The sequence below is a fragment of the Streptomyces sp. NPDC017993 genome (assembly GCF_044328065.1).
GTDB lineage: Bacteria > Actinomycetota > Actinomycetes > Streptomycetales > Streptomycetaceae > Streptomyces.
In genome coordinates this window covers 1-9520 of record NZ_JBIRGO010000051.1, presented here as the reverse complement: position 1 = coordinate 9520, position 9520 = coordinate 1, and the positions used below count along the sequence as shown (strand labels likewise).

The following is a 9520-nucleotide window of genomic DNA, read 5'->3' as shown; positions in this document are numbered from 1 at the left end:
CGAATACCGCGCGCCCCGTCGCCAACGAGAAACCCACATCAACCGGCGACACCCCCGGAGACAAGGCCACATGCTCACGCAACCGCTCCGCCTGCGCCCGCACAGCACCCACCGACCGGCCCGACACCACCCACGGCACCACAGCAGTTGACCGATCGGCCGCCTCGGCGTCGACGGCCGGCGCCTGCTCCAAAATGGCGTGCGCATTCGTGCCACTGATCCCGAACGCCGACACACCGGCACGACGCGGCGCACCCATCTGCGGCCACTCCCGGGCCTCGGTCAACAACTCCACCGCACCCGCAGACCAATCCACGTGCGGCGTCGGCTCATCCACATGCAACGTCTGCGGCAACACACCGTGCCGCATCGCCATCACCATCTTGATCACACCGGCCACACCCGAAGCAGCCTGCGTATGACCGATGTTCGACTTCAACGCCCCCAACCACAGCGGCCGCTCCACCGAACGCCCCTGCCCATACGTCGCCAGCAACGCACCCGCCTCGATCGGATCGCCCAGCGACGTCCCCGTCCCGTGCGCCTCCACCACATCCACATCGGACGAAGCCAGCCCTGCCCCGGCGAGAGCTGCCCGGATCACACGCTGCTGCGCCGGACCGTTCGGCGCACTCAGACCGTTGCTCGCACCGTCCTGATTGATCGCCGAACCCCGCACCACCGCCAGCACCTGATGGCCATTGCGCCGCGCGTCCGACAACCGCTCCAACAGCAGCATCCCGGCTCCCTCGCCCCAGCCGGTGCCGTCCGCCTGCGCGGAGAAGGTCTTGCACCTGCCGTCGGGGGCCTGGCCGCCCTGGCGGCTGAAGTCGACGAAGAGGTTGGGAGTCGACATGACGGTGGCGCCGCCGGCCAGCGCCATCGAGCACTCGCCACGGCGCAGCGACTCCGCGGCCAGATGCAGGGCCACCAGCGACGACGAGCAGGCCGTGTCGACCGTGACGGCGGGCCCCTCCAGACCGAAGAGGTAGGAAACACGACCGGAGGCTACGCTGCCGGAGCTGCCGCTGCCGACATACGCCTCAAGGTCCTCCGGTACCTGCGGCAGCCGGAGGCTGTAGTCCTGGTACATCAGACCGGCGAACACACCGGTCGGGCTGCCCTTCATCGAGGACGGGTTGATGCCCGCCCGTTCCAAGACCTCCCAGGAGGTCTCCAGCAGCAGCCGCTGCACCGGGTCCATCGCCAGCGCCTCACGCGGCGAGATCCCGAAGAAGGCCGGGTCGAAGTCGTACGCGTCGTAGAGGAACGCGCCCTCGTTGGCGTAGGACTTGCCGGGCAGGCGGCCCGTGGGGTCGTAGAGGTCGTCCACATCCCAGCCGCGGTCGGCCGGCATCGCGGCCATCGCGTCGGTGCCCTGGGCCACCAGCTGCCACAGGTCCTCCGGGCTCCGCACCCCGCCGGGGAAGCGGCAGCTCATCCCGACGATCACGATCGCGTCGTCGTCGACCGGAGGCACGGCTGTCGCCGCAGCGACGGCAGACCGGAGCTGATCACCGAGCGCCTCGGTCCGCAGGTACTCGGCGAGCGCCGCCGGAGTGGGATAGTCAAAGACCAGGGTGGTCGGCAGCCGGAGCCCGGTGGCCGTGTTCAGCCGGTTCCGCAGCTGCACGGACGTCAGCGAGTCGAAGCCGATTTCCTGGAAGGCCCGGTCGGCGGCGACCGACTCGGATGTCGGGTGCCCCAGCACGGCGGCGACCCGCGAGCGGACCATGTCCAGCAGGAAGCGCCGCTGTTCGGTCTCGCTCTGCCCGGCGAGGCGCTGCGCGAGCGAGTCCGGACCGTCCGTCGAGGTTCCGGCCTCCACGACGCGGCGGGCCGGGGTCCGTACGAGTCCCTGGAGCAGGGCCGGTACGGAGCCGGTGGCGGCGTAGGTCCGCAGCACGGCGGTGTCGAGCAGGACCGGCACCAGCACTGGCTCGTCGTGGTCCGCGGCCATGTCGAAGAGCGCCATGCCCTGTTCGGCGGAGAGCGGGGCCACTCCCGAGCGGAGGGAACGTGCGGTGTCCGTGCCGTCGAGGTGGTCGGTCATGCCGCTGCGGTCGGCCCACAGGCCCCAGGCCAGGGCCTGGCCGGCCAGGCCACGGGAACGGCGGTGCTGGGCCAGCGCGTCCAGGAAGGCGTTGGCTGCGGCGTAGTTCGCCTGACCGGGGCCACCGAGGACGCCGGCTCCGGAGGAGTACAGCACGAAGCCGGACAGGTCCAGGCCCGCGGTCAGCTCGTGCAGGTTGACCGCCGCATCCACCTTGGGGCGCAGGACCCGCTCCAGTTGGCCCGAAGTCAGTCCGTCCACCACGCCGTCGTCCAGCACGCCGGCTGTGTGGACGACCGCCGTGAGCGGGTGTGCCGTGTCGATGCGGGCAAGCAGCCCGGCGAGATCGTCGCGGTCCGCGGTGTCGCAGGCGACCATGGTGACCTCGGCGCCGAGCGACGTGAGTTCGGCGCGCAGCGCGTCGGCGCCGTCGGCTTCAGGACCGCGGCGGCTGGTCAGCAGCAGGTGGCGAATGCCGTGACGGGTGACCAGGTGGCGGGCGAGCAGGCCACCGAGCGTGCCCGTGCCGCTGATCAGCACAGTGCCGTCGACGTCCCAGCCGAGGGGCGCCTCGGCCGGGGACACGGCGGTCACCCTGGCCAGTCTGGCGGCGTGTACGACACCCTCGCGGACGGCCAGTTGCGGCTCGCCGGTTGCCAGCGCGGCCCGGAGAGCACGGACGGAGTCCTGGTGATGGTCGATGTCGATCAGGGCGAACCGGCCGGGGTTCTCCGTCTGGGCGGAGCGCACCAGTCCCCACGCTGGGGCGTGCGCCAGGTCGGGCACGTCCTCGCCGGGCAGGGCCGTGGCGCCGCGGGTGACGAACACCAGCCGGGACGCGGCGAAGCGTGGGTCGCGCAGCCAGGTCTGCAGCAGGCTCAGGGCTCGTCCGGCTGCGGCGTGCGCCGCCCCGGCGTCGGCGGAGCTGTGGCCGTCGGCCCCGTCACCGGTCCCCGAAGCGTGCGGCTGAGGGGCACAGGGGACGAGCACGACCTCCGGCACCGGGCGGCCGAGGGCCTCCAGGGCGGGCAGGTCGAGCGGCTCCAGGCCCGGCAGCGCGCCGAGCCCGAGCCGGTCCTCGCCCCAGACGCCCCACGGGGCGGGAGGTCCGGCGGTGGTGGCTGTCAGCGGCTTCCAGTCCACCCGGAACAACGCGTCGGTGAGTCCGGCCTGTGTACCGGAGAGCTGCTCCGGCCGTATCTCGCGCAGCAGCAGCGCGTCGACCGACGCCACCGGCCGGCCGACGGAATCGGCGACCTGGACGGCGACCGCTTCCGGGCCCGCGGGGGACAGTCGTACCCGCAGCTCGGCGGCGCCGTCGGCGTGCAGGGTGACGCCTGCCCACGAGAACGGCAGCCGCCCGGTCCCCCCAGCGCTTTTGTCCCCCGCGCCCTCGAACAGCGGCCCGAGCGCGATGCCGTGCAACGCCGCGTCGAGCAGTGCGGGGTGCAGACCGAAGGAACGGGCGTCCTCCTGGTGCTCCTCCGGCAGCCGTACCTCGGCGAAGACGTCGTCACCGAGCCGCCAGGCCGCCCGCAGGCCCCGGAAGGCCGGGCCGTAGCCGAAGCCGTTCTCGGAGTACCGCTCGTAGAGGTCCTGGACGGCCACCGGTACGGCGCCGGCCGGGGGCCACTCCGAGAGGTCGAAGGAAGCCGGGCACGCTTCGGGCAGGACGGTGCCGGAGGCGTGCGCGACCCAGGCGTTCTCCGCGGCGTCCTCCGTACGGGAATAGATGCCCACCGTCCTGCGGCCCGCGGTGTCCGGCTCGCTGACTGTGACCTGCACGGCCACGCCGTCCGTCGCGGGCAGCAGCAGCGGGGCGTGCAGCGTGAGTTCCTCGACCCGGGCGCAGCCGACCCGGTCGGCGGCCTGCACGGCGAGCTCCAGGAAGGCCGTTCCGGGCAGGAGCGCGGTGCCGGTGAGGGCGTGGTCGGCCAGCCAGGGGGAGGTCTCCAGGGAGAGCCTGCCGGTCAGCAGCAGCCGGTCGGCGTCCGCCAGATGGACAGCCGCCCCGAGCAGCGGATGGTCGGCCGCGCCGAGACCGGCGGACGCCACATCGCCGGCGGTCACCGGAGCCTCCAGCCAGTAGCGCTGTCGCTGGAAGGCGTACGTGGGCAGTTCGGTGCTGCGCGCCCCGGTACCGGCGAAGACCGCCTGCCAGTCCACGGAGCCACCCATGACGTGTACTTCGGCGAGGGAGGTGAGGAAGCGGTCATGGCCGCCCTCCTCGCGCCGCAACGTCCCCACGGTGACGGCACTTGAGGCGGCGTCCTCGAAGACCTCCTGCATCGCCATGGCGAGTACGGGGTGCGGGCTGGACTCGATGAAGGCGCTGTGGCCGTCGGCGAGCAGCGCCCGGACGGCCCGTTCGAACTCGACCGGTTGGCGCATGTTGCGGTACCAGTAGTCGGCGTCGAGTTCCCGGGTGTCCAGCGGCGCGCCGGTCACGGTGGAGTAGAACGGGATCTGCGAAGCCTGCGGCTCAACGGGGGCCAGGTCGGCGAGCAGCCGCTCACGAAGCGGGTCGACGTGCGCCGAGTGGCTGGCAACCTCCACTCCGGGGACCCTGCGGGCCTTGATGCCGTCGGCGGTGAGCTGCGCCAGCAACTCGTCGAGGGCGTCGCGATCCCCGGCGACCGTCACCGAACCGGGGCTGTTGCTCGCCGCCAGGGATATCCGGTCGGCCCAGTCCTCGATCCGCGGTGCGATCTGCTCCGCGGAGGCCAGCACCGAGAGCATGCCGCCCTTGCCTTCGATCTCCCGCGACGCCTTGCTGCGCAGCGCGACGACCCGGGCGGCGTCCGGCAGCGACAGTGCACCCGACACGTAGGCGGCGGCCACTTCGCCCTGGGAGTGGCCGACGACCGCGGAGGGCTCGACGCCGTGTGCGCGCCACAGGGCGGCCAGCGACACCATCACGGAGAACAGCACCGGCTGGACGACGTCGATGCGGTCGATCGAGGGCGCGCCGGCCCCGCCTTGGAGGACATCGACCACGGACCAGTCCAGGTACGGGGCCAATGCCTGGTCACATGCGTGCAGTTGCTTCGCGAATTCGGGCGAGGACGTCAGCAGCAGCCGGGCCATGCCGACCCACTGCGATCCCTGGCCGGGGAAGACGAACACGGTCTTGCGTCGGCCGCCGGCCAGGCCCTGGACGAGCTGTGCGGCGGGTTCACCGTCGGCGAGGGCCCGCAGACCGTCCAGCAGCCCGTCCCGATCCTGGGCGATGACCGCGGCGCGGTGGTCGAGCGCGGCGCGCTCCAGGGCCAGCGAATACCCGAGGTCGGCGGTGGCCATGTCCGAGTGGGCGGTCAGATGGTCGAGGAGCCGCGCGGCCTGGGCCCGTATCGCCTGATCGGTCTTGCCGGACACGAGGAAGGGCAGCGCCGAGGGGCCTTCGTGGACGGGGGCGTCGGCCGCGCCCGGCGCAGCGGCGGCGGCCGTGTCCTCGTCGGCGGCCGCGGGCTCCGGGGCCTGTTCCAGGATCACATGCGCGTTGGTGCCGCTGAAGCCGAACCCGGACACGGCGGCCCGGCGCGGAGCTCCGGTCTCCGGCCACGGCCGGGACTCGGTCAGCAGCTCGACACCGCCGGACTCCCAGTCGACCATGGCCGTGCGGTTGCCGGCGTGCAGCGTCTTGGGAAGGATCGCGTGCTGCAGTGCCAGCACCATCTTGATGACGCCGCCAACTCCGGCCGCGGCCTGGGTGTGCGCGATGTTGGACTTCAGGGAGCCCAGCCACAGCGGCCGGCCCTCGGCGCGTTCCCGGCCGTAGGTGGCCAGCAGCGCACCGGCCTCGATGGGGTCGCCGAGTCTGGTGCCGGTGCCGTGCGCCTCCACCACTTCGACCTCGGATGGGGAGAGCCGGGCGTTGGCCAGCGCGGCGCGGATCACCCGCTGCTGCGAGGGTCCGTTCGGCGCGGTCAGCCCACTGCTTGCGCCGTCCTGGTTGACGGCCGAGCCACGCACCACCGCGAGCACCGGGTGCCCGTTGCGTCGCGCGTCGGACAGCCGTTCCAGCAGCACCGTGCCGACTCCCTCACCCCAGCCGGTCCCGTCCGCCCCGTCGGCGAATGCCTTGCACCGGCCGTCCGAGGACAGCGCCCGCTGCCGGGCGTACTCGATGAACGCGACCGGAGTGGACATCACCATCGAGCCCCCGACCAGGGCCATCGAACAGTCGTCGCGGCGCAGCGCCTCGGTGGCCAGGTGCAGCGCCACAAGCGACGACGAGCACGCCGTGTCGACCGTGACGGCGGGCCCTTCGAGCCCGAAGGTATAGGAGATACGGCCCGAGGCGACGCTGCCGGACCCGCCCGCGCCGAGGTAGCCCTCGACGTCCTCGGGCACCGTGGTCAGCCGGGAGCCGTAGTCCTGGTACATCACTCCCGCGTACACACCGGTCCGGCTGCCCTTGAGCGTCGTCGGGTCGATGCCGGCCCGCTCGAAGGTCTCCCAGGCGGTCTCCAGCAGCAGCCGCTGCTGGGGGTCCATGGCCAGCGCCTCCCGGGGCGAGATGCCGAAGAATCCCGGGTCGAAGTCGTACGCCCCGTCGAGGAACGCCCCCTCCTCGACGTAGCTCTTGCCCTTCGCGTCCGGGTCCGGGTCGTACAGGGCCTCGGTGTCCCATGCCCGGTCCGCGGGGAGCGGACCGACCGCGTCGCGCCCCTCGACCACGAGCCGCCACATGTCCTCCGGGGTCGAGACGCCTCCGGCGTAGCGACAGCTCATGGCGACGATCGCGATGGGATCCTGGTCCCGCTCCTCGATCTTCTGCAGACGCTGGCGAGTGCGGTGCAGGTCCGTCGTCACTCGCTTGAGATAGTCGCGAAGCTTGTCTTCACTCACGGTGCTCACCGTTCAACCGCCGCTTTCTTAGGAAAGGCCAAGTTCGTTTTCGATGAAGTCGAAGATCTCGTCGTCGGACGCCGATTCGAGCTCGGCGACCTCGACCTCGCCCGCCGCTTCCTGGGCCTGGCCCAGCTTCGACAAGAGGTCCTGCAGGCGGGTGGTGAGTCTCGTCCGGGACGCCTCGTCCGCGGCCACCCGCGTCAGGTCCGACTCCAGCCGGTCGAGTTCGGGGAAGGCCAGCGGGGCGGCCGCCGGCTCGGCCGGTGTGACCTGCGCCGCGAGGTGCTCCGCGATGGCGCTCGTCGTCGGATGGTCGAACAGCAGGGTCGCGGGTAGCCGCAGTCCGGTCGCCCGACCCAACTGGTTGCGGAGTTCGACTGCGGTGAGCGAGTCGAAGCCCAGCTCCAGCAGCCCTCGGTCCACGTCGATCGCATGGGAGTCGGTGAACCCGAGAACCCTTGCCGCCTCTGTCCTGACCAGGTCCAGCAGCAACCGGTCACGCTCCGCGTCGGGAAGCCCGGCCAGACGTCCCATCAGCCCGTCGGCGCCGTCGGCGGCCGTGCCGCCAGTGGCCGTGGCGCGGCGGGCTGCAGGCCGGACCGGGGTCCGGACCAGGCCGCGGAGCAGCGGCGGTACGGGGCCGGGGCCGCCCGCGAGTGCCGCGAGATCCAGCCGCATCGGCAGCACGACCGGGGCATCCAGCGTCCGCGCGACGTCGAAGAGTGTGACGCCTTCGGCGGAGGAGAACGCGGCGATGCCGCCACGTGCCAGCCGTGAGAGGTCCGCGTCGGCGAGCTTTCCGGTCATCTCACTGCGCTGCTCCCACAGGCCCCAGGCCATCGTCTGGACGGGGAAGCCCTGGGCCCGGCAGTGGGTGGCGTACGCATCGAGGAAGGCGTTCGCCGCCGCGTAGTTGCCCTGGCCCATGCCACCGAAGGTGCCGGCGATGGAGGAGAACAGCACCAGAGAGGAGAGCCCGAGGTCGCGGGTCAGCTCGTGCAGGTTGACCGCCGCATCCACCTTGGGGCGGAGCACCCCGTCGAGCCGCTCGGGGGTGAGGGATCCGACGATGCCGTCGTCCAGCACACCGGCGGTGTGCACCACCGCGGTCAGCGGGTGTGCCGCGTCGACGGTGGCCAGCAGTGCGGCGAGGTCTTCGCGGTCGGCGACATCGCAGGCCGCCATGGTGACCTCGGCGCCGAGCGCCCTGAGCTCCGCGCACAATTCCCCGGCACCGTCTGCTCCGTGGCCGCGGCGGCTGGTCAGCAGCAGGTGACGTACTCCGGCACTGGTCACCAGATGACGTGCCATCACGCCGCCGATCACACCGGTGGCACCGGTGATGAGTACCGTCCCGGTGCCCCGGTCAGATGCCGTCGGCTCGGTGGCGCCGGTCGGTGGGTGGGCAGGGGCCAGCCTGGCGGCCCGTACGGTACCGCCGCGCAGCGCCAGCTGCGGTTCGTCACCGGTGAGCGCCTGGAGCAGTGCGAGCACGCCCGCGGCATCCGTTGAGCTGTCGATGTCGGCCAGGACGAACCGGTCCGGGTTCTCCGACTGCGCCGAGCGGACGAGTCCCCAGACCGCGGCGTGCGACAGATCGGTCACCTGCTCGCCGGCGACGGCAACGGCGCCGCGGGTGAGAAAGACCAGCCGTGATCCGGCGAACCGCTCATCGGCGAGCCAGCCCTGGACCAGCTCCAGCGTCCGCCCCAGGGCCGTGCGTACGGTCTCGGGGAGGGGCCCGGACTCCGGTGGGCAGGTCACGAGCACGACCTCGGGCGGCGCCGTCGGGTCTGCCGCCGCAAGGGCTTCCAGATCCGGGGAGACCGGCAGCCCCAGGCCGGCAACCACATCGAGGCCGTCGTCACCGAGCAACGCCCAGCCCGTGCTCCCGGCCGGTTGCCGGGTGACACCTTCCGGTGCCACCTCGGTCCAGTCCAGGAGGTACAGCGAGTTCTCCGAGGCGGGGGCGCCCAGTTGTTCGGGCCGCGCCCGCAGGGCGAGCGCATCGACGGTGGCCACCGGCCGGCCGATCGTGTCCGCCAGGAGCAGTGACACCGCGCCGGACCCGTCGGGGGTCAGTCGTACCCGCACCTCACCGGCGCCCGAGCTGTGCGGGGTCACCCCCGTCCAGGAGAACGGCAGCTTCCCTCCGCCGAGTTGCAGCGACGGACTGAGGGCGATGCTGTGCAGGGCGGCGTCGAGCAGTGCCGGATGCAGGCCGTAGGCATCGGCTGCGGTCTGCTGGTCCTCGGGCAGCCGCACCTCGGCGTAGACCTCGTCGCCGAGCAGCCACGCCGTCCGGATCCCCCGAAAGGCCGGGCCGTAGCCGAAGCCGTTCTCCGCGAACCGCTCGTACAGATTGCTGACATCGATCGGGGTGGCTCCCTCCGGCGGCCAGGCCGCCTGGAGGTCGTACGAGCCCTCGTCCCCTTCCGGACCGACGACACCAGTGGCGTGCCGGGTCCACGCCTGGGAGGAGTCGTCGTCCTGCGGCCGGGTGTAGATGCCCAGCGAGCGAATGCCGTTGTCGTCGGGGGCATCGACCGTGACCTGCAGAGCCAGACCACCACGCTCCGGAAGCACCAAAGGCGCCTCCAACGTCAACTCCTC

Annotated in this window: 2 protein-coding genes; both read right to left on the bottom strand. The window is 72.1% G+C overall.

Features of this window, described 5'->3' with window-relative positions; translation table 11 throughout:
* On the bottom strand, positions 1-6904 hold a 6904-nt coding region (locus ACH4FH_RS38575), incomplete at its 3' end, for a type I polyketide synthase (RefSeq protein WP_398560649.1).
* Positions 6905-6931: 27 nt separating this feature from the next.
* On the bottom strand, positions 6932-9520 hold a 2589-nt coding region (locus tag ACH4FH_RS38570), incomplete at its 5' end, for an SDR family NAD(P)-dependent oxidoreductase (protein ID WP_398560648.1).